The organism is Streptococcus oralis subsp. dentisani, from assembly GCF_002860905.1.
GTDB lineage: Bacteria > Bacillota > Bacilli > Lactobacillales > Streptococcaceae > Streptococcus > Streptococcus oralis_BA.
Genome location: NZ_PKIG01000001.1, coordinates 450,531 through 474,686, shown reverse-complemented (window position 1 = coordinate 474,686; position 24,156 = coordinate 450,531). Strand labels below are relative to the sequence as shown.

At 42.5% G+C, this 24,156-nt stretch carries 15 protein-coding genes; 14 read left to right on the top strand and 1 reads right to left on the bottom strand.

Annotated features, from left to right (window positions below):
• Positions 1-40: 40 nt before the first annotated feature.
• On the bottom strand, positions 41-3,925 hold the full coding sequence (locus CYK16_RS02255; RefSeq protein ID WP_101776608.1) for a pullulanase: 3,885 nt from the start codon (positions 3,923-3,925) through the stop codon (positions 41-43).
• Positions 3,926-4,370: 445 nt separating this feature from the next.
• Here CYK16_RS02255 and rpoB point away from each other — a divergent pair, with 445 nt between their 5' ends.
• From rpoB to CYK16_RS02180, 14 genes are all read left to right on the top strand, one after another.
• Positions 4,371-7,982 (top strand): DNA-directed RNA polymerase subunit beta, encoded by a 3,612-nt coding sequence (rpoB, locus tag CYK16_RS02250; RefSeq protein WP_101776607.1) that lies wholly within the window; start codon positions 4,371-4,373, stop codon positions 7,980-7,982.
• A gap of 32 nt (positions 7,983-8,014) precedes the next feature.
• Positions 8,015-11,692, top strand: coding sequence for a DNA-directed RNA polymerase subunit beta' (gene rpoC, locus CYK16_RS02245; protein ID WP_000228746.1), 3,678 nt, complete (start codon positions 8,015-8,017; stop codon positions 11,690-11,692).
• A gap of 108 nt (positions 11,693-11,800) precedes the next feature.
• A complete protein-coding gene (gene ndk / locus CYK16_RS02240; protein ID WP_060805195.1) occupies positions 11,801-12,214 on the top strand; it encodes a nucleoside-diphosphate kinase in 414 nt (137 codons plus the stop codon).
• Positions 12,215-12,447: 233 nt separating this feature from the next.
• Positions 12,448-13,068: a hypothetical protein gene (locus CYK16_RS02235; protein WP_060805194.1), complete on the top strand. Its 621-nt coding sequence runs from the start codon at positions 12,448-12,450 to the stop codon at positions 13,066-13,068.
• Between the two features lie 84 nt (positions 13,069-13,152).
• Positions 13,153-13,596 carry a tRNA (adenosine(37)-N6)-threonylcarbamoyltransferase complex ATPase subunit type 1 TsaE gene (gene tsaE, locus CYK16_RS02230; RefSeq protein ID WP_060805193.1) on the top strand — a complete coding sequence of 148 codons (444 nt, stop codon included), beginning with the start codon at positions 13,153-13,155 and terminating at the stop codon, positions 13,594-13,596.
• Positions 13,586-14,104 carry a GNAT family N-acetyltransferase gene (locus CYK16_RS02225; protein ID WP_060805192.1) on the top strand — a complete coding sequence of 173 codons (519 nt, stop codon included), beginning with the start codon at positions 13,586-13,588 and terminating at the stop codon, positions 14,102-14,104. Before tsaE ends, CYK16_RS02225 begins: the two co-directional genes overlap by 11 nt.
• Positions 14,105-14,111: 7 nt before the next feature.
• Positions 14,112-15,128, top strand: a complete 1,017-nt coding sequence (gene lytR, locus CYK16_RS02220; protein ID WP_060805191.1) for a glycopolymer--peptidoglycan transferase LytR — start codon at positions 14,112-14,114, stop codon at positions 15,126-15,128.
• 85 nt (positions 15,129-15,213) lie between these two features.
• A complete protein-coding gene (locus tag CYK16_RS02215; protein ID WP_060805190.1) occupies positions 15,214-16,470 on the top strand; it encodes a competence/damage-inducible protein A in 1,257 nt (418 codons plus the stop codon).
• A 54-nt stretch (positions 16,471-16,524) separates the two neighbouring features.
• Positions 16,525-17,691, top strand: coding sequence for a recombinase RecA (recA, locus tag CYK16_RS02210; protein WP_084890945.1), 1,167 nt, complete (start codon positions 16,525-16,527; stop codon positions 17,689-17,691).
• Positions 17,692-17,806: 115 nt separating this feature from the next.
• Complete coding sequence (locus CYK16_RS02205; RefSeq protein ID WP_101776606.1) at positions 17,807-19,177, top strand: MATE family efflux transporter; 1,371 nt, start codon at positions 17,807-17,809, stop codon at positions 19,175-19,177.
• Positions 19,178-19,273: 96 nt separating this feature from the next.
• Positions 19,274-19,990: a YebC/PmpR family DNA-binding transcriptional regulator gene (locus CYK16_RS02200; protein ID WP_000532882.1), complete on the top strand. Its 717-nt coding sequence runs from the start codon at positions 19,274-19,276 to the stop codon at positions 19,988-19,990.
• A gap of 176 nt (positions 19,991-20,166) precedes the next feature.
• Positions 20,167-20,637, top strand: a complete 471-nt coding sequence (locus CYK16_RS02190; protein WP_101776604.1) for a MarR family winged helix-turn-helix transcriptional regulator — start codon at positions 20,167-20,169, stop codon at positions 20,635-20,637.
• Entirely contained in the window at positions 20,612-22,381 is a 1,770-nt protein-coding gene (locus CYK16_RS02185; protein ID WP_101776603.1) for an ABC transporter ATP-binding protein, read from the top strand. The genes CYK16_RS02190 and CYK16_RS02185 overlap by 26 nt, the downstream gene beginning before the upstream one ends.
• The gene (locus CYK16_RS02180) at positions 22,371-24,131 is read left to right on the top strand and encodes an ABC transporter ATP-binding protein (protein WP_060805187.1); all 1,761 of its coding nucleotides are present in this window, start codon (positions 22,371-22,373) and stop codon (positions 24,129-24,131) included. The genes CYK16_RS02185 and CYK16_RS02180 overlap by 11 nt, the downstream gene beginning before the upstream one ends.
• The last annotated feature ends 25 nt before the right edge of the window (positions 24,132-24,156 follow it).

The following is a 24,156-nucleotide window of genomic DNA, read 5'->3' as shown; positions in this document are numbered from 1 at the left end:
AGCTATAATGCTTGGGGGATTTTTCTATAGGAGGGCTAGTTTAGTTCTCTTTTTTGTTTTTTAGTAAGAACCCGAGACCTAGAAGGGCAAGAATGCTGATTCCTGCAAACAGGAGTTTGTGATCGTTTTTGGTTCCTGTATTTGGAAGTTCAGCTTGTTTAGCTAGGGGGGCAGCTATATTTTCCTTGCTAGAGTTTTCTACTGATTCGTTTTGAACCGCTTCTTTTACAGATGATGCTTGTGGCTCTTGTGCTGGTTTTTCAGTTTGTGAATCAGTTGTAGTTTGGCTAGGTTTATGATCTGCGTCCGCTACTTTTGTATCTGGTTTTGTAGAGTCAGGTTTAGCCTGTGGAGCTGGATTTTGATGTTCCGGTTTGACGACTCGGTTTGGAATATTGTCTTGGCCGTTATTTTGACTTTGCTCTTGTGTTAAGCTAGAAAGATCAAATTCTGGTTTTTCTTCCATAGCTGGGGCAACGATGGCACCGCCTTGAGAGATTCGAAGAACAGTGGCTGTAAGGGCATTTAATTTCAAGCCTTTTTCAGTCCATTCAAGCCCTTTAGGGTTGGCAATTCCGACTGGTCCTGCTTGGTTTTCATCTGCTAAAACTTCAGCATTTCTGAGGTGGGCAAAGGCAGTTCCCAAATTAAATTCGCGAACTTTTTCATCCGCATTGACAAAGACTGCGTAGATATCACCGTTTGGAGCAGTAATTTGGTAGCCAATTACTACATCCTCTTTTTCTACACCATTTTGACCTGGGACAGTGATGAGGTGGACACGGTCTTTGATATCTTGAAGACTCTTAAGTCGGAAGGCATCTGTAGATTGACGAAGGGTAATCAACCCTTTCATATAGTCACGGCTCTTGACATTTTCAGGATATGCTTTTCCATCTGTAGCCTTAGTCCAGTCAAACTTGTTAATAGCATCACTCGAATCGTAAGAGTCATGGATGAAGTAAGGATAGTCAAACGGATTGCCGTCCTTATCACGCAACAAGTGAGATTTGTTTGGTTGTTTGTCCTCTGCTACTGGAGTCTTGTAGGCTGGGTCACGGAATTGTTTGGTGCGACCATATTCCTGACCAGAGTGGATAAATGGAGTTCCTTGAGCTGTCAAGACCATGAGATTTCCAAGTCGCAAACGACGGTGGATTTCAGCATAGTTCTCGGCCTTGCTTGGGTCTTTTTTAATAGACTGAGCGATGATGTCAAAGAGGGTCAAGTTATCATGGGCTGCGATGTATTGGATGACATCTCCAGGGCTGTCTGCTTCAAAGTTAGTTGGTTGAGCAATCAGATTTTTGAAGATAGTGTTGATATCACGTTTGCCACCTGTGATAAAAGCAGGTTGACCTTCATTTGGATAACCAGATTTGAGGTTGTTACGGATGTCATCTGAGAAGACAGCGACAGTATCGGTATGTTTCATCCAATCTTGATCAGCAGCTCTAGTAGGCATATTTTCATCACCAGCATAGGTTCTCCAACCTTCGCCTAACATGATGAGGTTTGGATTAAGGGCGCGTGCAGCCTTGTAAGCTTCTTCGATAGAAGCCGCATCATGGTCTCCCATCATATCGAAGCGGAATCCATCTACTTTGTAGGTATCAACTAGGTATTTGATAGAATCAACTAGGAGGCGTTTGGTCATATGGTGAGTTGTCCCCAAACGTCCACCACCAAAGCTAGTTCGAGGTGTTCCGTCAGCATCCATAAAGTGGTAGTAGTTTGGCTCTAGGTCTTCAAAGATATCAACTTTGGCTGTATGGTTATACACTACGTCCAGGATAGCTCCCATGCCACGTTTGTGGATCTCGTTGATGAGGTTTTTAAATTCTGCGATTCGTTTTTCTGGATTTTTAGGATCGCTTGAATACATACCAGTCAAGGAGAAGTAGTTTTGAGGATCATATCCCCAGTTATAGTTGCTGTTGCTTGAAGCATAGTCAGACAAGCGTTCATGGTTTTTCAATTCATTGACAAAGTAGTAAGACAAGACTGGAAGGAGCTGGATGTGGGTTACACCCAAGTCTTTGAGATAGTCTAGTTTTTCAATAAATGCTTCAAAGGTACCAAATGGTTTGGTTAAGTCTTTTGCAATGGCAGGATCTGAAGTAAAGTCACGCACATGAGCTTCGTAGATAACGGCATCTTCACGAGTCTTGAAATTGTGAATCTTACCATAAGTCAAGTCTTGAGGTCCGAGTTTGGCTGGATCTACAAAGGCGGCTTTAGCCACTTTATGGGCATCGTCAATCTTAGCATCGTCACTATTCCAAGCAGCGAGGGACTTAGCGTAAGGATCGAGTGCAAGAACAGTTTTACCTTGACGTTCGATTTGGTATTGATAATAGTATCCAGTGAAATCTGTGATTCCGAGTTTGTTTGTGCTATCTAGAGTTTGTTTCCAAGTTCCTCTTTCCCCTTTTTCAAGAGCGACAGTTCCAACCACTTTTTCAGGGTCATTCTTGTCGTAGACAACGACAGAAACCTTGTCAGCACTTGGTGACCAAAGGGTTAAATCAACTTGTTTTCCTTCTTCTTTTAGGTCAGCTCCAAGTTTGCCATCATAACTGTAAGTCTCATCTTTCAGACGCCAGCTTGTTTTGGTAGTGAATTGGTCAGCGTTGTAGCTCACGGTATAAGGATGTTTTGTGTCCGAGAAATCTCCACTGTAGGTCACTTTCTTACCAGCTTCATCGATTGCAACATCGGTGATAGCTACTTTATTTCCTAGGTGATTAGTGATGTTGGAGTGTTTGAGGATATCCTCTTTTTTAGCACCGACAAGTGTTGAAAAACTACTCTCAATGCTAGAAGTGCCTACGTGTTGGGCTCCTGTCATGCGGATATCGTGCACATAGTAGGGGTTGGTGTAGATGGTTTCGTCATCATCTTTTAGGAAAATTTGGCTATGATTTTTCAAATCTGTGAACTTATAATCTTCTTTACGGATTTTCACATCGTCTCCTTGTTTGCTCTCATCTAATAGTAAAAAGCCGAATTCTTTGGCGGCGTCCTTAAGAGGAATGTCGATATAGCGGCCATATTTGCCTGTAGCTGTAAAGTCTGTTCCGTCAGGCCATTGAGCGCTACTTGGATTTTTTACATCTCCCCAGTACCAAAGAGATTTCTTGTCATAGTTGCCGTCAGTGCGATAGTAGTTGACGCGAACAGTTCCTGCAGGTTGTGGCTCGTAAGAGAAAACCTTGTAATCTTGGTCTAACCAAGCCTCGTTCATTTTTGGAACTAGTTTTTCTGCAGATTTATCGCCGGTTAGATTTTTTCCAGCTGTATTGTTGATGAGGAAGCTAATTTTCTTGGCTTGTTCTCCCTTTAATTTGACATCTAGGTAGTAGCCGTAGTCGTCTTTTTTGGCATCCTTAAAGGACAGGGCTCCGTTTGGCCAATTTTCAGAAGGTTTTTCAACATCGTCCCAAGTCCATAGTCCTTGAGCATCCTTGTTTTCTTCAGGAAGTTTTTTGACATGGATACGGAAGTAGTTGTCTTCGATGGGCTCTTCTGCCTTAGTTTCAGTCGTTACTGGACTAGTAGAAGTAGTTGTCTCACTTGAACGATCTTGTCCAGTTTGTGGTGCTGAATCGGCTGGAGTTGTTGGCTCTGTTGCAGGTTTTTCTTCTTTTTTCTCTAGGGAAGCGTTTGCACTATCAGGTGAAGAAAAATCGCTTTCGTTCTTGCCAGCGATGTTTGTTGCATCAGTAAGAGGTTGGGCAAGGGCAGTAGTAGTTTCACTATTACTTGCGTTAGTGGTTGGTGTACTTTCGTTGGCTGAGATAGTTGGGGTAGCCATAGCAAGTAGGACAAGGCTTGCGCCGATAAGGACAGAACCAGTTCCATTTTTGAGGGAACGGATGCTGTAGACCATTTTTTTCTCAGTTTGAGCTGGTGCTTTTCTCATGATGATTCTCCAATCAATAAATTTCTATATCAGTATAGCATGTAGTAAAACAATATGCAAGCGTTTCCTCAAAATTAAAACAAAAGAAAATCGCAACAGGTTTTGCTACGATTTAGCTAGTGTTTCTTATAGGAAAAGATTTTGTCAAAAAATCGTTAATCCCCTTGAAAAATCTAGCTAAATAGGGTATAATGTAAGTAATCATTTGTCGTAGGTTTTGTCTGAAATATTGTCCAGACAAGGCTCACAGCAGTTAAATCTTCTGAAAAAGTCAGATTTAGCTGCTCTTTTTGTGCTTTTTTTCAGGATTTTGAGTACTTGTAACAAAGACTTAAAGATTCTGAAAATTCGTCAAGAGGACACGGTGATAGGGGTTTTACAACCATATGACGATTAGAAAGCCTGATTGACAAGGCTTGGAACTTATTTACAAAGGAGAATCATCTTGTCAGGACATGACGTTCAATACGGGAAACATCGTACCCGTCGTAGTTTTTCAAGAATCAAAGAAGTTCTTGACTTACCAAATTTGATTGAAATTCAAACTGACTCATTCAAAGCTTTCCTAGACCACGGTCTTAAGGAAGTGTTTGAAGATGTATTGCCAATTTCAAACTTCACAGACACAATGGAGTTGGAATTTGTTGGATATGAAATCAAGGAACCAAAATATACGCTAGAAGAAGCTCGTATCCACGATGCTAGCTACTCAGCACCAATTTTTGTAACCTTCCGCTTGATCAATAAAGAAACAGGCGAAATCAAGACCCAAGAAGTTTTCTTTGGTGATTTCCCAATCATGACAGAAATGGGTACTTTCATCATCAATGGTGGTGAACGTATCATCGTATCTCAGTTGGTCCGCTCACCAGGTGTTTACTTTAATGATAAAGTAGACAAAAATGGTAAAGTGGGCTACGGTTCAACTGTTATCCCTAACCGTGGAGCTTGGTTGGAACTTGAAAGCGACTCAAAAGACATCGCCTACACTCGTATCGACCGTACTCGTAAGATTCCATTTACAACCTTGGTTCGTGCCCTTGGTTTCTCAGGTGATGATGAAATCTTTGATATCTTTGGTGACAGCGAATTGGTTCGCAACACTGTTGAAAAAGATATCCACAAGAACCCAATGGACTCTCGTACCGACGAAGCTTTGAAAGAAATTTACGAACGCCTTCGTCCAGGTGAGCCTAAGACTGCTGAAAGCTCACGTAGCTTGCTTGTGGCTCGTTTCTTTGATCCACGTCGCTATGACTTAGCAGCAGTTGGTCGTTACAAGATCAATAAAAAACTCAATGTCAAAACACGTTTGCTCAACCAAACCATTGCAGAGCCATTGGTAGACCCTGAAACTGGAGAAATCTTGGTAGAAGCTGGTACAATCATGACTCGTAGCGTGATTGAAAGTATTGAAAGCCATTTGGATGGTGATTTGAACAAGATTGTCTACATTCCAAATGATGCAGCCGTTGTGACTGAGCCAGTTGTTCTTCAAAAATTCAAGGTTGTTGCACCAACTGATCCAGACCGCGTCGTAACCATCATTGGTAATGCTAATCCAGATGACAAGGTTCGTATCGTCACTCCTGCAGATATCCTTGCTGAGATGAGCTACTTCCTCAACTTGGCTGAAGGACTTGGCCGCGTAGATGATATCGACCACCTTGGAAACCGTCGTATCCGTGCGGTTGGTGAATTGCTTGCTAACCAAGTACGTCTTGGACTTTCTCGTATGGAACGTAATGTCCGTGAACGTATGTCTGTTCAGGACAACGAAGTCTTGACACCACAACAAATTATCAATATCCGTCCTGTAACAGCTGCTGTTAAAGAATTCTTTGGTTCATCACAGTTGTCACAGTTCATGGACCAACACAACCCACTTTCTGAGTTGTCTCACAAACGCCGTTTGTCAGCCTTAGGACCTGGTGGTTTGACACGTGACCGCGCTGGATATGAAGTCCGTGACGTGCACTACACTCACTATGGACGTATGTGTCCAATCGAGACACCTGAAGGACCTAACATCGGTTTGATCAATAACTTGTCATCATACGGACACTTGAACAAATATGGTTTTGTTCAAACACCATACCGTAAAGTTGACCGTGAAACAGGTGTTGTTACGAATGAAATCGTTTGGTTGACAGCCGATGAAGAAGATGAATATACTGTAGCGCAGGCTAATTCTCGTCTGAATGAAGATGGAACATTTGCTGAAAAAGTTGTCATGGGACGTCACCAAGGGGTCAACCAAGAGTATCCAGCTAATGTTGTTGACTATATGGACGTATCACCAAAACAGGTAGTTGCCGTTGCGACGGCATGTATTCCTTTCTTGGAAAACGATGACTCCAACCGTGCCCTCATGGGAGCCAACATGCAACGTCAGGCTGTGCCATTGATCAATCCTCAAGCACCTTACGTTGGTACTGGTATGGAATACCAAGCAGCCCACGATTCAGGAGCTGCTGTGATTGCTCAGTATGACGGTAAAGTTACTTATGCAGATGCGGACAAGGTAGAAGTTCGTCGTGAAGATGGTTCATTGGACGTTTACCACATCCAAAAATTCCGTCGTTCAAACTCAGGTACTGCCTACAACCAACGTACGCTTGTTAAAGTTGGCGATGTCGTTGAAAGAGGCGATTTCATCGCTGACGGACCTTCTATGGAAAATGGAGAAATGGCGCTTGGACAAAACCCAATCGTTGCCTACATGACTTGGGAAGGTTACAACTTCGAGGATGCTGTTATCATGAGCGAACGCTTGGTGAAAGACGATGTTTATACATCTGTTCACCTTGAAGAATACGAATCAGAAACACGCGATACAAAGCTTGGGCCTGAAGAAATCACTCGCGAAATTCCAAACGTTGGTGAAGATGCCCTTAAAGACCTTGACGAAATGGGTATTATCCGTATCGGTGCTGAGGTTAAAGAAGGTGATATCCTTGTAGGTAAAGTAACACCTAAGGGTGAGAAAGACCTTTCAGCTGAAGAACGTCTCTTGCACGCTATCTTCGGAGATAAATCTCGTGAAGTGCGTGATACTTCTCTTCGTGTACCACACGGTGCCGATGGTGTCGTTCGTGATGTTAAGATCTTTACACGTGCAAATGGAGATGAATTGCAATCAGGTGTTAATATGCTGGTTCGCGTCTACATCGCTCAAAAACGTAAGATCAAGGTCGGAGATAAGATGGCCGGACGTCACGGAAATAAGGGGGTTGTCTCTCGTATCGTTCCTGTAGAAGACATGCCTTATCTTCCAGACGGAACTCCAGTCGATATCATGTTGAACCCACTTGGGGTGCCATCACGTATGAATATCGGTCAGGTTATGGAGCTTCACCTTGGTATGGCGGCTCGTACTCTTGGTATTCACATTGCAACACCAGTCTTTGACGGAGCAAGTTCTGAAGACCTTTGGTCAACTGTTAAAGAAGCTGGTATGGATAGCGATGCCAAAACAATCCTTTACGATGGACGTACTGGGGAACCGTTTGATAACCGTGTTTCTGTCGGAGTCATGTACATGATCAAACTCCACCACATGGTTGACGATAAATTGCACGCGCGTTCAGTCGGACCTTACTCAACTGTTACCCAACAACCACTTGGAGGTAAAGCTCAGTTTGGTGGACAACGTTTTGGTGAGATGGAGGTTTGGGCTCTTGAAGCCTACGGTGCGTCAAATGTCCTTCAAGAAATCTTGACTTACAAGTCTGACGATATCAACGGACGTTTGAAAGCTTATGAAGCTATTACAAAAGGAAAACCAATTCCAAAACCAGGTGTTCCAGAATCCTTCCGAGTTCTTGTCAAAGAATTGCAATCTCTTGGTCTTGACATGCGTGTCCTAGATGAAGATGACCAAGAAGTGGAACTTCGTGACTTGGATGAAGGAATGGACGAAGATGTCATCCACGTAGATGACCTTGAAAAAGCCCGCGAAAAAGCAGCACAAGAGGCTAAAGCAGCCTTTGAAGCTGAAGAAGCTGAGAAAGCAACAAAAGCGGAAGCAACAGAAGAAGCTGCTGAAGAAGAATAAGCAGTTCACTTAGAATAGAAAGGGAAGAAATAGTGGTTGATGTAAATCGTTTTAAAAGTATGCAAATCACCCTAGCTTCTCCAAGCAAAGTCCGTTCATGGTCTTATGGAGAAGTCAAAAAACCTGAAACAATCAATTACCGTACGTTGAAACCAGAACGTGAAGGGCTCTTTGATGAAGTTATCTTTGGCCCTACAAAAGACTGGGAATGTGCTTGTGGTAAGTACAAACGCATTCGTTACAGAGGGATTGTTTGTGACCGTTGTGGGGTTGAAGTAACGCGTACGAAAGTTCGTCGTGAGCGTATGGGGCACATCGAGTTGAAAGCTCCTGTATCTCACATCTGGTACTTCAAGGGGATTCCAAGCCGTATGGGCTTGACCCTTGATATGAGTCCTCGTGCTCTCGAGGAAGTTATCTACTTTGCGGCTTATGTGGTGATTGATCCAAAGGATACACCACTTGAGCACAAGTCTATCATGACAGAGCGCGAATACCGTGAGCGTTTGCGTGAGTATGGCTATGGATCATTCGTTGCCAAGATGGGTGCCGAAGCCATCCAAGACCTTTTGAAACAAGTAGATCTTGAAAAAGAAATTGCTGAACTCAAAGAAGAGTTGAAAACAGCTACTGGACAAAAACGTGTCAAAGCTATCCGTCGTTTGGATGTTTTGGATGCCTTTTACAAGTCTGGAAACAAACCTGAATGGATGATTCTCAACATCCTTCCAGTTATTCCACCAGATCTTCGTCCAATGTTGCAGTTGGATGGTGGCCGTTTTGCCTCATCTGACTTGAACGACCTTTACCGTCGTGTTATTAACCGTAACAACCGTTTGGCTCGTTTGCTTGAGTTGAACGCACCAGGTATCATCGTTCAAAATGAGAAGCGTATGCTTCAAGAAGCGGTTGACGCTTTGATTGACAATGGTCGTCGTGGTCGTCCAATCACAGGACCAGGTAGCCGTCCACTGAAATCATTGAGTCACATGCTTAAAGGTAAACAAGGACGCTTCCGTCAAAACTTGCTCGGTAAACGTGTTGACTTCTCAGGACGTTCCGTTATCGCCGTTGGTCCAACTCTTAAGATGTACCAATGTGGTGTGCCACGTGAAATGGCGATCGAACTTTTTAAACCATTCGTGATGCGTGAAATCGTTGCCCGTGATATCGTGCAAAACGTCAAAGCAGCTAAACGCTTGGTGGAACGCGGAGATGAGCGTATCTGGGATATCCTTGAAGAAGTGATCAAAGAACACCCAGTGCTTTTGAACCGCGCACCGACCCTTCACCGTTTGGGTATCCAAGCCTTCGAGCCAGTCTTGATTGATGGTAAGGCCCTTCGCTTGCACCCACTTGTCTGTGAAGCCTACAATGCCGACTTTGACGGGGACCAAATGGCCATCCACGTACCGCTTTCAGAAGAAGCCCAAGCAGAAGCTCGTATCTTGATGCTCGCTGCTGAGCATATCTTGAACCCGAAAGATGGTAAACCAGTTGTTACTCCATCTCAGGACATGGTTTTGGGTAACTACTACTTGACTATGGAAGAAGCGGGTCGTGAAGGTGAAGGAATGGTCTTCAAAGACCGTGACGAAGCGGTTATGGCTTACCGTAATGGTTATGTTCACCTTCACTCACGTGTCGGTATCGCAACAGACAGCCTCAACAAGCCTTGGACAGAAGAGCAAAAACATAAGGTCTTGCTTACAACAGTTGGTAAAATCCTCTTTAACGACATCATGCCAGAGGGTCTACCATACTTGCAAGAACCAAACAATGCCAACTTGACAGAAGGGGTTCCAGCTAAATATTTCTTGCCACTTGGTGGAGATATCAAGGAAGCTATCAGCAATCTTGAACTTAACCCTCCATTCAAGAAGAAAAACCTTGGAAATATCATCGCTGAAATCTTCAAACGTTTCCGTACGACAGAAACTTCTGCCCTACTTGACCGTATGAAGAATCTCGGTTACCACCACTCAACTCTTGCAGGATTGACAGTGGGTATTGCCGATATCCCAGTCGTTGATGACAAGGCTGAAATCATTGAAGAATCACACAAACGTGTAGAACAAATCACAAAACAATTCCGTCGTGGTATGATCACAGACGACGAGCGTTACAATGCCGTTACAGCTGAATGGCGTGCTGCCCGTGAAAAATTAGAGAAACGCTTGATTGCCAACCAAGATCCTAAGAACCCAATCGTTATGATGATGGACTCTGGAGCCCGTGGTAACATCTCAAACTTCTCACAGCTTGCCGGGATGCGTGGTCTGATGGCTGCTCCTAACGGACGTATCATGGAATTGCCAATCCTTTCAAACTTCCGCGAAGGTTTGTCGGTATTGGAAATGTTCTTCTCAACTCACGGTGCCCGTAAAGGTATGACCGATACGGCCCTTAAGACAGCCGACTCAGGTTACTTGACTCGTCGTTTGGTTGACGTTGCCCAAGACGTTATCATCCGTGAGGACGACTGTGGAACAGACCGTGGTCTCTTGATTCGTTCTATCGCCGAAGGAAAAGAGATGATCGAGTCTCTAGAAGAACGTCTCAATGGTCGTTACACTAAGAAAACTGTTAAACATCCAGAAACTGGTGCAGTGATTATCGGTCCAAATGAATTGATCACAGAAGACAAGGCGCGTGAAATTGTTAATGCTGGTGTGGAAGAAGTGACTATCCGCTCTGTATTTACATGTAACACTCGTCACGGTGTCTGCCGTCACTGTTACGGTATCAACTTGGCGACTGGTGATGCGGTTGAAGTTGGTGAAGCAGTCGGTACAATCGCTGCCCAATCTATCGGGGAACCTGGTACACAGCTTACAATGCGTACCTTCCACACGGGTGGGGTTGCCTCAAATACCGATATCACTCAGGGTCTTCCTCGTGTCCAAGAAATTTTTGAAGCCCGCAATCCTAAAGGGGAAGCGGTTATCACAGAGGTTAAAGGACAAGTTACAGCTATCGAAGAAGATGCCTCAACTCGTACTAAGAAAGTCTTTGTTAAGGGTGAAACTGGCGAAGGTGAATACGTCGTTCCATTTACCGCTCGTATGCGTGTCGAAGTTGGGGACCAAGTAGCGCGTGGTGCTGCTCTGACAGAAGGTTCTATCCAACCAAAACGTCTCCTTGCAGTTCGTGATGTCTTGTCAGTTGAAACTTACCTTCTCGGTGAAGTACAAAAAGTTTACCGTAGCCAAGGGGTAGAAATCGGTGACAAACACATCGAGGTAATGGTTCGTCAAATGATCCGTAAAGTCCGTGTCATGGATCCAGGTGACACAGATCTTCTCATGGGTACCCTCATGGATATCAATGACTTTACAGATGCTAACAAAGATGTCCTTATCGCAGGTGGAGTTCCAGCGACAGGTCGCCCAGTCCTTATGGGAATTACCAAAGCCTCACTTGAAACCAACAGTTTCTTGTCAGCGGCTTCCTTCCAGGAAACAACTCGTGTCCTTACAGATGCAGCTATCCGTGGTAAGAAAGACCATCTCCTTGGACTTAAAGAAAATGTTATCATCGGTAAGATCATCCCAGCTGGTACTGGTATGGCTCGTTACCGCAACCTTGAACCACATGCTATCAACGAAGAAGAATACCTTAATCCTCCAGTAGAGGAAGAAGGGAATGAAGAAACAACAGAAGTAGTTGTGGATACTGCCGTTGAAACTGTGGAAGAAACAGTAGAATAAGGGAGAATGAGAGAGCCTTCGGGTTCTCTTTCTCTTTTCTGAAAACTTTCTCCATTTTTCCGTGAAATGTGGTAAAATAAAAGAAAGAAGCTGACAAAGGAGACGGGTATGGAACAAACATTTTTTATCATTAAACCAGACGGTGTAAAAAGAGGATTAGTGGGTGAGGTGTTGAAACGCATCGAACAACGTGGATTTACAATCGAAAAATTGGAGTTGCGTACAAAGGTTTCAGAAGAGCTGATTGACCAGCACTATCAGGACTTGGTTGGTCAAAGTTTTTACCCACCGATTCGTGAATTTATGACTTCAGGACCGGTTCTTGTAGGTATCATTTCTGGTCCCAAAGTAATCGAAACTTGGCGGACTATGATGGGTGCGACTCGTCCAGAAGAAGCTTTACCAGGAACTATTCGAGGTGATTTTGCAAAAGCTGCTAGTGAAAATCAACCTATCCAAAATGTTGTACATGGTTCAGATTCAGAAGAGTCAGCTAAGAGAGAAATTGCTCTTTGGTTTTAAGAGTGGATTGGTTCAATCAATTGGTTAAAAGCTCATTTGAATAGAAAGAATAGTTAATTAGTTTAAAACATGACGCATAATATCAAATTTTTTAGTTTTTGATATGGTGCGTTTTTTTGACTTCAAGTTTAGCCTTTCGTGTTTGTTTAGCGTCTAAAAGAGACATTTGAGAAGATTGGAAACAGTTCTCTCTTTTCTCCGAGTATAATGATTGGTAGGAAGGGAGAGAAAAGATGAAATCAATGAGAATCTTATTTTTGTTAGCTTTAATTCAAATCAGTTTGAGTAGCTGTTTCCTATGGAAAGAATGCATCTTGTCCTTTAAACAAAGTACAGCTTTTTTCATCGGAAGTATGGTATTCGTTTCGGGAATCTGTGCTGGAGTAAATTATCTTTATACCCGTAAGCAAGAAGTCCATAGTGTCCTAGCCAGTAAGAAGTCAGTGAAGCTTCTTTACAGTATCCTGCTCTTAATTAATTTGTTAGGAGCTGTTCTTGTCCTGTCAGATAACTTGTTCATCAAAAATACGTTGCAGCAAGAATTAGTTGACTTTTTATTGCCATCCTTCTTTTTCCTATTTGGACTAGATTTGCTGATTTTTTTACCCTTGAAAAAATACATGCGCGATTTTCTTGCTATGCTAGACAGAAAAAAGACAGTATTGGTGACTATTTTAGCAACACTTCTCTTCTTAAGAAATCCAATGACCATTGTCTCACTTCTGATGTATATTGGACTGGGTTTGTTTTTTGCAGCCTATCTTGTCCCAAATTCTGTTAAAAAGGAAGTTTCCTTTTATGGTCATATTTTCCGAGATCTTGTATTGGTCATTGCTACGCTCATTTTCTTTTAGAGAAAGCTTGTTTTTATGGATGTTATGATGGTAAGTTTAGCAGGAAAATAGACACAAAAGAAAAGTTTTTGGTATAATAAGAGTATGTACACAAAAAATGAAGAAGAGCTGCAAGCCTTAGGGGAGCGTTTGGGCCATCTATTAGAAAAGAATGATGTTTTAATCTTAACTGGAGAACTGGGCGCAGGTAAAACGACCTTTACTAAAGGACTTGCTAAGGGATTACAGATTTCCCAGATGATTAAGAGTCCAACCTATACTATCGTAAGAGAGTATGAAGGCAGACTGCCACTTTATCACCTAGATGTTTATCGAATTGAAGGAGATGAGGATTCTATCGATTTGGATGAGTTTCTCTTTGGTGGCGGGGTGACTGTCATCGAGTGGGGGAATCTTTTAGGTGATGCCTTACCAGATACTTATTTAGAATTGGAAATTCTAAAAGAAGAAGACGGTCGCAGATTACATTTCCAAGCAAAGGGGTTGCGTGCAGAAAAACTCTTAGAGGAGCTTCAACATGGAGTATGAATTGCTCATTAGAGAAGCAGAGCCTAAAGATGCAGCTGAATTAGTGGCCTTTTTAAATCGTGTGAGTTTGGAGACAGATTTTACCAGCTTAGACGGAGATGGTATTCTCTTGACCAGTGAGGAGATGGAAATATTCCTCAACAAGCAAGCTAGTTGGGACAATCAGATAACCTTACTTGCATTCTTAAATGATAAAATTGCTGGTATTGTAAATATTACAGCTGACCAGCGTAAGAGAGTCCGTCATATTGGAGATCTCTTCATTGTGATTGGAAAAAGATATTGGAATAATGGCTTGGGAAATTTGTTGCTAGAAGAAGTCATAGAGTGGGCACAAGCAAGTGGCATTCTGCGTCGTCTGCAACTTACTGTTCAAACTCGTAATCAGGCTGCGGTTCATCTTTATCAAAAGCATGGCTTTATAATTGAAGGTCGCCAAGAGCGTGGAGCATATATAGAAGAAGGGAAATTTATCGATGTTTACTTGATGGGTAAACTGATAGATTAGTAGAAATATGGTTAAAAAAATTATTGGAATGGTGCTAGCTTTTCTAGCTGTGACAGTTTTGGGTGTGGGTGTTTTTGCTTATACTATTTATCAGCAAGGCACACAAACCTTATCAAAGACCTATAAAAAAATAGGGGAAGAAACCAAGGTTATTGAAGCAACAGAACCTTTGACCATTCTGTTAATGGGGGTTGATACTGGGAATGTAGAGCGTACAGATCAGTGGGCTGGAAATAGTGATTCCATGATTCTCTTGACTGTCAATCCACATACTAAGAAGACCATGATGCTGAGTTTGGAGCGTGATATCCTGACTAAAATTCAACATAAAGATGGTAGTATTGAAGAAGCAAAGTTAAACGCTGCCTATGCTGGTGGTGGAGCAGAACTTGCTATAGAAACAATTCAAAAGATGATGAATATCCATATCGATCGCTACATTATGGTTAATATGCAAGGATTGCAACAATTGGTCGATGCAGTGGGAGGTATTACAGTCAATAATACACTAGGTTTCCCGATTTCTATCAGTGACCAAGAAGAATTTAACACCATTTCTATCGGCGTTGGAGAACAGACAATAAATGGAGAAGAAGCGCTTGTTTATTCACGCATGCGTTATCAAGACCCAGAAGGAGACTATGGTCGTCAAAAGCGTCAGCGTGAAGTCATTCAAAAAGTTGTTGAAAAAGTTCTTAGTTTAAATAGTGTCAGTCACTATCAGTCTATCTTAAAAGCCCTAAGTACTAATATGCAGACTAATATTGATTTATCTGCGAAAAGTATTCCAAGCTTGTTGGGCTATAAAGATTCATTTAAAACTATTGAAACACAACAGTTGAAGGGTGAAGGGGAGATGCTACAAGGCGTTTCTTATCAAATTGTTACGAGAAATCATATGTTGGAAATGCAGAATCTTTTGAGACGTTCTTTGGGACAAGAAGAAGTCACTCAGCTTGAAACAAATGTTGTCTTATTTGAAGATTTATTTGGACGAACACCTGTTGGTGACGAAGACAATTAACTTTCTTACTATAAATAAAAAATCAATCGTGGGAAATTTCCTGCGATTTTTTCAAAAAAATACGAATAGATAGGTAGGAGGAAACATGAAAGCAGAAATCATTGCTGTTGGAACAGAGATTTTGACAGGACAGATTGTCAATACTAATGCTCAGTTTTTATCGGAAAAACTAGCAGAGATTGGGGTAGACGTATATTTTCAGATGGCTGTAGGAGACAATGAAGCTCGTCTCTTGTCTTTGCTTGAGATTGCCAGTCAACGTAGTAGTCTGGTGATTTTGACAGGCGGTTTGGGGCCAACTGAGGACGATTTGACCAAACAAACTCTAGCTAAATTTTTAGGGAAGGAATTAGTCTTCGATCCTCAGGCACAAGAAAAGTTAGATGTATTTTTCGCCCAGAGACCAGACTATGCCCGAACACCGAATAATGAAAGACAAGCTCAAATTGTAGAAGGTGCGACTCCACTGCCAAACGAAACAGGACTGGCTGTGGGAGGAATATTGGAAGTCGATGGAGTGACCTACGTTGTCCTTCCAGGTCCACCAAGTGAATTGAAACCCATGGTCTTAAACCAACTTCTACCCAAGTTGATGACAGGGAGCAAGCTGTATTCCCGAGTTCTTCGTTTCTTTGGAATTGGCGAAAGTCAGTTGGTGACCATTTTGGCTGATTTAATTGATAATCAAACCGATCCGACCTTGGCACCTTATGCAAAGACAGGAGAAGTCACTCTGCGTCTGTCAACAAAGGCTAGCAGTCAAGAAAAGGCGAATCAAGTGCTGGATATCTTAGAAAACCAAATCTTGAATTGCCAAACTTTTGAAGGCCTTTCTTTACGAGAACTTTGTTATGGTTATGGGGAAGAGACTAGTTTAGCCAGCATTGTGGTAGAAAAGCTGAAAAGGCAAGGGAAAACTATCACGGCTGCAGAGAGTTTGACGGCAGGGCTTTTCCAAGCTAGGGTAGCGGATTTTTCAGGAGCTTCAAGTATATTTAAGGGTGGTTTTGTAACCTATAGCTTGGAGGAAAAATCAAAGATGTTGGATATTCCTGCCAAGGATTTGGAAGAACATGGTGTGGTGTCTGCATTTACAGCTCAGAAGATGGCTGAGCAGGCACGAATCAAGACCCAGTCTGATTTTGGAATGAGTTTGACTGGAGTGGCAGGGCCAGATAGCCTAGAAGGACATCCAGCTGGGACAGTCTTCATAGGCTTGGCTCAAGAGCATGGAACTGAAGTTATCAAGGTTAATATTGGAGGCAGAAGTCGAGCAGATGTGCGTCACATTGCGGTTATGCATGCCTTTAACCTAGTTCGCAAGGCTTTATTAAGTGACTAACTTTTGATATAATAGTAGATAGGTCTGAGGACCATTAGAATGTAGGAGAATAGAATGGCGAAAAAACCAAAAAAATTAGATGAAATTTCAAAAAAATTCGGTGCTGAACGTGAAAAAGCCTTGAATGACGCTCTTAAATTGATTGAGAAAGACTTTGGTAAGGGTTCAATCATGCGTTTGGGTGAACGTGCCGAGCAAAAGGTGCAAGTGATGAGCTCCGGTTCTTTGGCTCTTGACATTGCCCTTGGTTCAGGTGGTTATCCTAAGGGACGTATCATTGAAATCTATGGGCCAGAGTCATCTGGTAAGACAACGGTTGCCCTTCATGCAGTTGCGCAAGCGCAAAAAGAAGGTGGTATTGCAGCCTTTATCGATGCGGAGCATGCCCTCGATCCAGCTTATGCTGCGGCCCTTGGTGTTAACATTGACGAATTGCTCTTGTCACAACCAGACTCAGGAGAGCAAGGTCTTGAGATTGCAGGAAAATTGATTGACTCAGGTGCAGTTGACCTTGTCGTGGTCGACTCAGTTGCGGCCCTTGTACCTCGTGCGGAAATTGATGGAGATATCGGAGATAGCCACGTTGGTTTGCAGGCCCGTATGATGAGCCAGGCCATGCGTAAGCTCGGTGCTTCTATCAATAAAACCAAAACTATTGCCATCTTTATCAACCAATTGCGTGAAAAAGTTGGAGTGATGTTTGGAAATCCAGAAACAACTCCTGGTGGACGTGCTCTGAAATTCTACGCATCAGTCCGTTTGGATGTTCGTGGAAGCACACAAATCAAGGGAACTGGTGACCAAAAAGACACCAATGTTGGTAAGGAAACCAAGATCAAGGTCGTGAAAAACAAGGTGGCTCCACCATTTAAGGAAGCCTTCGTTGAAATCATGTACGGAGAAGGGATTTCTAAGACTGGTGAGCTTTTGAAGATTGCAAGTGATTTGGATATCATCAAAAAAGCAGGAGCTTGGTACTCTTACAAGGATGAGAAAATCGGGCAAGGTTCTGAAAATGCTAAGAAATACTTGGCAGATCACCCAGAAATCTTTGATGAGATTGACCATCAAGTCCGTGTTCAATTTGGTTTGGTTGATGGAGAAGAAGCTTCTGTAGAAGGTGTTGAAACTAAAAAAGATGAAGCAGTTCAAGCAGATTCTGTGAATGAAGAAGTAACTCTTGACCTAGGCGATGAGCTTGAAATCGAAATTGAAGAATAAGCTGTTAAAGTAGTGGAGAACATCCGCTGCTTTTTCGGTTTTTTGTTCAAGTTTTCAGATCATCTATAGTTTGCTGTTTCTTGTCGCTCCTCTAGAAAGCTGATATAATAGCCTTATGAATAAAAAACGAACAGTGGACCTGATACATGGTCCGATTCTTCCCTCGCTCTTAAGCTTCGCCTTCCCAATCTTGTTATCAAATATTTTTCAACAGCTCTATAATACTGCTGATGTCTTGATTGTTGGACGATTTCTTGGTCAAGAATCCTTGGCTGCAGTAGGAGCGACGACAGCAATTTTTGACCTGATTGTAGGTTTTACTCTTGGTGTTGGTAATGGCATGGGAATTGTCATTGCCCGTTATTATGGAGCTCGGAATTTCACTAAAATCAAGGAGGCAGTAGCAGCCACCTGGATTTTAGGCGCTCTTTTGAGTGTTGTAGTGATGCTGCTGGGCTTTCTTGGCTTGTATCCTCTCTTGCAATACCTAGATACTCCTGCAGAAATTCTTCCCCAGTCCTATCAATATATTTCTATGATTGTGACCTGTGTCGGTGTCAGCTTTGCCTATAATCTCTTTGCAGGTTTATTGCGGTCCATTGGGGACAGTCTGGCAGCGCTTGGTTTTCTGATTTTCTCTGCTCTGGTTAATGTGGTTCTGGATCTCTATTTCATTACGCAATTGCATCTGGGAGTTCAATCCGCGGGACTAGCTACCATTATTTCGCAAGCCTTATCAGCGGTTCTCTGCTTTTATTATATCCGTAAGAGTGTGCCTGAGCTACTCCCTCAGCTCAAGCATTTTAAATGGGACAAAAGCTTGTACGCTGATCTCTTGGAGCAAGGTTTGGCTATGGGCTTGATGAGTTCGATTGTATCTATCGGCAGTGTGATTTTACAGTCTTCTGTTAATACCTTTGGTGCAGTGATTATTAGTGCCCAGACGGCGGCTCGACGTATTATGGCTTTCGCCCTTCTTCCTATGACCGCTATTTCTGCCTCGATGACGACCTTTGCTTCTCAGAATCTAGGAGCTAAACGACCAGACCGCATTGTTCAAGGTCTTCGAATCGGTAGTCGTTTAAGTATATCCTGGGCAGTTTTTATTTGTATCTTCCTCTTTTTTGCCAGTCCAGCCTTGGTTTCCTTCTTGGCTAGTTCGACGGATGGTTACTTGATAGAAAATGGAAGTCTCTACCTGCAAATCAGTTCAGTCTTCTATCCTATTTTGAGCCTCTTGTTGATTTATCGCAATTGTTTGCAGGGCTTGGGGCAAAAAATCCTTCCTCTGGTTTCTAGCTTTATCGAACTAATCGGGAAAATCGCTTTTGTGGTCTTGATTATCCCTTGGGCGGGCTATAAGGGAGTTATCCTTTGTGAACCCCTTATCTGGGTTGCTATGACTATCCAACTGTATTTCTCACTGTTTCGTCACCCCTTGATAAAAGAAGGCAAGGCAATCTTGGTAACCAAAGTGCAATCCTAGTTGGATTTACTGAATAAAATCCATTTCCTCTAGTGAAAATCGAAAAAACTTGTGTTATAATAAGAAAGATTAAAATGTGAAAAAAGGAGATTCCTAATGGGACGTAAATGGGCCAATATCGTAGCCAAGAAAACGGCTAAAGATGGAGCTAACTCTAAAGTATATGCAAAATTTGGTGTAGAAATCTATGTAGCAGCTAAAAAAGGTGATCCAGATCCAGAATCAAACTCAGCTTTGAAATTCGTTATCGACCGTGCTAAACAAGCCCAAGTGCCAAAACACGTTATCGATAAAGCTTTGGACAAGGCTAAAGGAAACACAGACGAAACCTTTACAGAAGGACGTTACGAAGGTTTTGGACCAAATGGTTCTATGCTGATTGTTGATACTTTGACTTCAAATGTCAACCGTACAGCGGCTAATGTCCGTGCAGCCTTTGGTAAAAACGGCGGAAACATGGGTGCTTCAGGTTCGGTTTCTTACCTCTTTGATAACAAAGGTGTTATTGTATTTGCAGGTGAAGATGCGGACGCGGTCTTTGAGCAATTGCTCGAAGCAGATGTTGATGTGGATGATGTAGAAGCAGAAGAAGGAACAATCACAGTTTACACAGCACCAACTGACCTTCATAAGGCTATCGTTGCCCTCCGTGAGTCAGGTATAGAAGAATTCCAAGTTACTGAATTGGAAATGATTCCTCAGTCAGAAGTGGAATTGTCAGGCGATGACCTTGAAACCTTTGAAAAACTTTACAGCGTCCTTGAAGACGACGAAGACGTACAAAAAATCTACACAAACGTAGATGGATTCTAATTTAACCTATAGAACATGATCCTAAGTGAAAAAATCACTTGGGATTTTTTTAATCAAGAAAATAGTTCTCTTGGAAACTTTTTCTTGACATCTTTTCTGAAAATAGTAAAATAGTTCTCATAGAAACTTGTTTGGTTCCTAGGAGAACTAAATGTGATAGTTAGAAAGGAGTTAGTATGGATAAACCGATGTTAGTCTTTAAGCGTTTTGGTCATCAGATTCACCTGATGGTGCAAAAGGAAGCCAAACGTTGTGGTATTGAATTTATGGGTGGGCCTCAAGGTCAGGTTGTACGTTTTTTGGATAATCGTGAGAAAAACCAAGACTTGGTCTTGATTAAAGATATCGAGCAGGAACTCAATATTACCAAGTCTGTTGCTAGTAATTTGGTCAAGCGTATGGTGCAAAATGGTTTGGTGGAATTGGATGCGAGTCCTAGCGATAAGCGGGCAAAATTTGTTCGTTTGACGGACAAAGCACGTTCTCAAATGCAGCAGGTTAAGGCCTTTTTTGAACGAATTGATAAGCAGTTGATGGAAGACATTGATGAAGATGAATTACTGATTTTTGAGAAAGTCCTTGCTCAACTACAGGAAAATATCAAGGGAATAGGAGGAGAGAATGAAGAAATTAGCCAAACGAATTAGTAGAAAAGAATGGGGGATGATTTTACTAGCCATTCTCTTTACTTGTTTTTCGGTCTATCTAGAGTTGGAAGTGCCGACCTATATCTCGAAAATTACGGATTTGCTAGGTAGTCAAGGAACTAATTTAGATGAGTTGTGGCAGCCGGCAAGCATGATGGTGGGAATGTCCTTTCTTGCCTTCTTGTCCGTAGTTGCAGTTGGATTTTTTGCATCCCGAGTGGCAGCTTCTTATACTAGTAGGCTGAGAAGTGATATTTTTAACCGAGTTTTGGATTACTCGCAGACAGAGATTAAGAAATTCTCTATTCCCAGTCTCTTGACGCGTACTACCAATGACATTACTCAAGTTCAAATGTTGATTACCATGGGCTTGCAAGTGGTAACGCGTGGTCCGATTATGGCTATCTGGGCTATTGGGAAGATTTTAGGTCATTCAGAATACTGGCTCTGGGCCGTACTTGTGGCAGTGATTGTCAACGTCCTGATGACGACTGTTTTGATGACGCTAGCCTTTCCAAAACAGTCCTTGATTCAGGAGCTGACAGATAAGCTGAACAGTATCACTCGTGAGAGTTTAACAGGTATTCGTGTCGTTCGCGCCTACAATGCTGAAGAATACCAAAATGAAAAATTTGCAGCAGCAAATGATGAATTGACACGCTTGAATTTGTTTGTCAACCGTCTTATGGCTATTTTGAACCCTATCATGATGGGGATTTCAAGTGGTTTGAGTGTGGCGATTTACTGGATTGGGGCCTATGTGATTAACGACGCTGCTCCGATAGCGCGTCTGCCTCTATTTAGTGACATGATTGTTTTCATGTCTTATGCCATGCAGGTTGTCATGGGCTTCCTTCTTATGGGAGCACTCTTCATCGTTCTTCCCCGAACTATGGTTTCTGCTAAGCGAATTAATCAAGTTTTAGATTTGTATTCTTCTATCCAAAACTCTGCTCAAGTGCAGCTGGCTGATGAAAAGCTCAAAGGTCAGGTCGAATTTAAGGATGTGACCTTCCGCTATGCGGCAAATTCGGAGGCGGTTGTTGAACATGTTAGCTTTAAAGCAGAAGCTGGTCAAACAGTGGCCTTTATAGGATCAACAGGTTCTGGTAAATCAACTCTAGTTAATCTGATTCCACGATTCTACGACGTGTCAACAGGAGAAATTCTGGTGGACGGTGTTAATGTTCAAGACTATGCCTTAGAAGATTTGCGCAACAAGGTTGGATATATTCCACAAAAAGCGGTTCTCTTTTCTGGGGATGTCAAGGGCAATCTAGACTTTGGACGCAGCCAAGAAACACCGCTTAATGAACAAGCCATGTGGCAAGCCTTAGAATTGGCTCAGTCTAAGAACTTTATCGAAGACAAGGAAGCGGGCTTAGAGTCAGAAGTAGCTCAAGGAGGAATCAACTTCTCAGGTGGACAAAGACAGCGTCTGGCAATTGCGCGTGCCTTGGCTCGGAAGCCAGAAATCCTCATCTTTGATGACTCCTTCTCAGCCTTGGACTACAAGACAGACCGAGTTTTACGTCAAGATTTAGCTGAGAAAACTAAGTCTATGACCAAACTCATCGTCGCACAGCGTATTTCAACGATTATGGATGCAGATTTGATTTTGGTCTTGGATCAAGGGCAAGTCGTGGGACAAGGCACCCACAAGGAACTTCTAGCTACCAACGAAGTTTACCAAGAAATTGCCTATTCACAATTATCGAAGGAGGAATTGGAACATGGAAAATAAAAAACTGTCGCTCTGGAAACAGAGTAAACCCTATCTTGCAGGTCTCCAGTTTGCCCTTCTAATCGCCTTTTTAGCAACAATCTTATCCAACATTATTACTGTATATGGTCCAACTCGTATCAAGGAAATGACCAATATCATTGCCAGTGGTCTGGAAACAAGTGTGGATGTCGCGGCGGTTGCAGCTATTGGTGGTTTTTTAGCCGTTATCTATGTGATTGGACTTTTATCAAATTATTTGCAGGCCTTTCTGTTTACAACAGCAATTCAACGTTTTTCAGAGCGTTTGAGAACAGCCATTGCAGAGAAAATTAATCGCCTTCCATTAGGATATTTTGATGGACATTCTCAAGGAGATACCTTGTCTCGTGTAACCAATGATGTTGACACTGCAGCCCAGTCCCTCAATCAAAGTCTAGGAACAGTTCTTTCATCTAGTTTACTAGTTTTAGCAGTCTTGGTAACCATGTTTGGGATGAACTGGATTTTAGCCTTGGTGACGGTTATTTCAACTCTTGTTGGGTTTGTATTTGTATCCGTCTTTATGGGCAAATCCCAGGGCTTTTTTAAGAGTCAGCAACAGGATTTGGCAGCTGTCAATGGTTATGTGGAGGAAATGTACTCTGGTCATAATGTGGTGACCAGTTACAATGCCATCGAGAGCACGAAAGAAGAATTTGCGAAATTAAACCATCGTCTGTATGATAGTATCTGGAAATCTCAGTTTATTTCAGGGATTATGATGCCGATTATGATGTTTATTGGGAACTTTAGCTATGCCTTGGTGATTATTGTTGGTGCAGCCTTGGCTCTGAATGGGCAGATTAGTATAGGGATTATCGTTGCCTTTATGGCCTACGTTCGTATCTTTTCTCAGCCTCTTTCCCAAATCGCCCAAGGAATTACCAGTCTTCAGCAGGCTAGCGCAGCCATGGGACGTGTCTTTGAATTTTTAGCTGAAGAGGAAATGGAAGATGAATCCCATAAAGAAAGACAATTGAGCGATATGAAAGGTCAAGTAGTCTTTGATCGAGTCTCCTTTGGTTATACACCAGAGCGAACGATTATTCATGACTTTTCTGCTACAGCTCATGCAGGTCAAAAGGTTGCCATTGTTGGACCAACTGGTGCTGGGAAGACGACCATTGTTAACCTCTTGATGAAGTTTTATGAGATTGATAAGGGAAGTATTTGCATTGATGGTGTGGATACCAAGGCTATGAAGCGATCAGAAGTACACGATGCCTTTTCAATGGTCTTGCAAGACACCTGGCTCTTTGAAGGAACCATTCGTGACAATCTCATCTATAATCAAACAGGTATTAGTGATGAGCGCGTGATCGAAGCCAGCAAGGCTGTAGGGATTCACCACTTTATTATGACCCTACCAGATGGTTACGATACCGTCTTGGATGATACAGTGACCTTGTCTGTCGGACAAAAACAACTCTTGACCATTGCTCGTGCTTTGTTGAAAGATGCGCCACTCTTGATTTTGGATGAGGCGACCTCTTCGGTTGATACACGGACGGAGGAATTGATTCAGAAAGCCATGGATCGTTTGATGGAAGGCAGAACGTCCTTCGTCATCGCTCACCGCTTGTCTACTATCCGAAATGCTGATCTTATTCTGGTTATGAAAGATGGAAATATCATTGAGCAAGGCAATCATGATGATCTGATGGCACAAGCTGGTTTCTACGCTGACCTCTACAACAGTCAGTTTACGGAAGACGAAGCAGAAGAATAAATCGAAAGAAGGCTTGACGGCCTTC

What these genes read in the sequence shown, in the direction of transcription:
- CYK16_RS02255 (WP_101776608.1), bottom strand. Translation starts at nt 3,925, where the DNA reads ATGAGAAAAGCACCAGCTCAAACTGAGAAAAAAATGGTCTACAGCATC.
- ndk (WP_060805195.1), top strand. Translation starts at nt 11,801, where the DNA reads ATGGAACAAACATTTTTTATCATTAAACCAGACGGTGTAAAAAGAGGA.
- CYK16_RS02235 (WP_060805194.1), top strand. Translation starts at nt 12,448, where the DNA reads ATGAAATCAATGAGAATCTTATTTTTGTTAGCTTTAATTCAAATCAGT.
- tsaE (WP_060805193.1), top strand. Translation starts at nt 13,153, where the DNA reads ATGTACACAAAAAATGAAGAAGAGCTGCAAGCCTTAGGGGAGCGTTTG.
- CYK16_RS02225 (WP_060805192.1), top strand. Translation starts at nt 13,586, where the DNA reads ATGGAGTATGAATTGCTCATTAGAGAAGCAGAGCCTAAAGATGCAGCT.
- lytR (WP_060805191.1), top strand. Translation starts at nt 14,112, where the DNA reads ATGGTTAAAAAAATTATTGGAATGGTGCTAGCTTTTCTAGCTGTGACA.
- CYK16_RS02215 (WP_060805190.1), top strand. Translation starts at nt 15,214, where the DNA reads ATGAAAGCAGAAATCATTGCTGTTGGAACAGAGATTTTGACAGGACAG.
- recA (WP_084890945.1), top strand. Translation starts at nt 16,525, where the DNA reads ATGGCGAAAAAACCAAAAAAATTAGATGAAATTTCAAAAAAATTCGGT.
- CYK16_RS02205 (WP_101776606.1), top strand. Translation starts at nt 17,807, where the DNA reads ATGAATAAAAAACGAACAGTGGACCTGATACATGGTCCGATTCTTCCC.
- CYK16_RS02200 (WP_000532882.1), top strand. Translation starts at nt 19,274, where the DNA reads ATGGGACGTAAATGGGCCAATATCGTAGCCAAGAAAACGGCTAAAGAT.
- CYK16_RS02190 (WP_101776604.1), top strand. Translation starts at nt 20,167, where the DNA reads ATGGATAAACCGATGTTAGTCTTTAAGCGTTTTGGTCATCAGATTCAC.
- CYK16_RS02185 (WP_101776603.1), top strand. Translation starts at nt 20,612, where the DNA reads ATGAAGAAATTAGCCAAACGAATTAGTAGAAAAGAATGGGGGATGATT.
- CYK16_RS02180 (WP_060805187.1), top strand. Translation starts at nt 22,371, where the DNA reads ATGGAAAATAAAAAACTGTCGCTCTGGAAACAGAGTAAACCCTATCTT.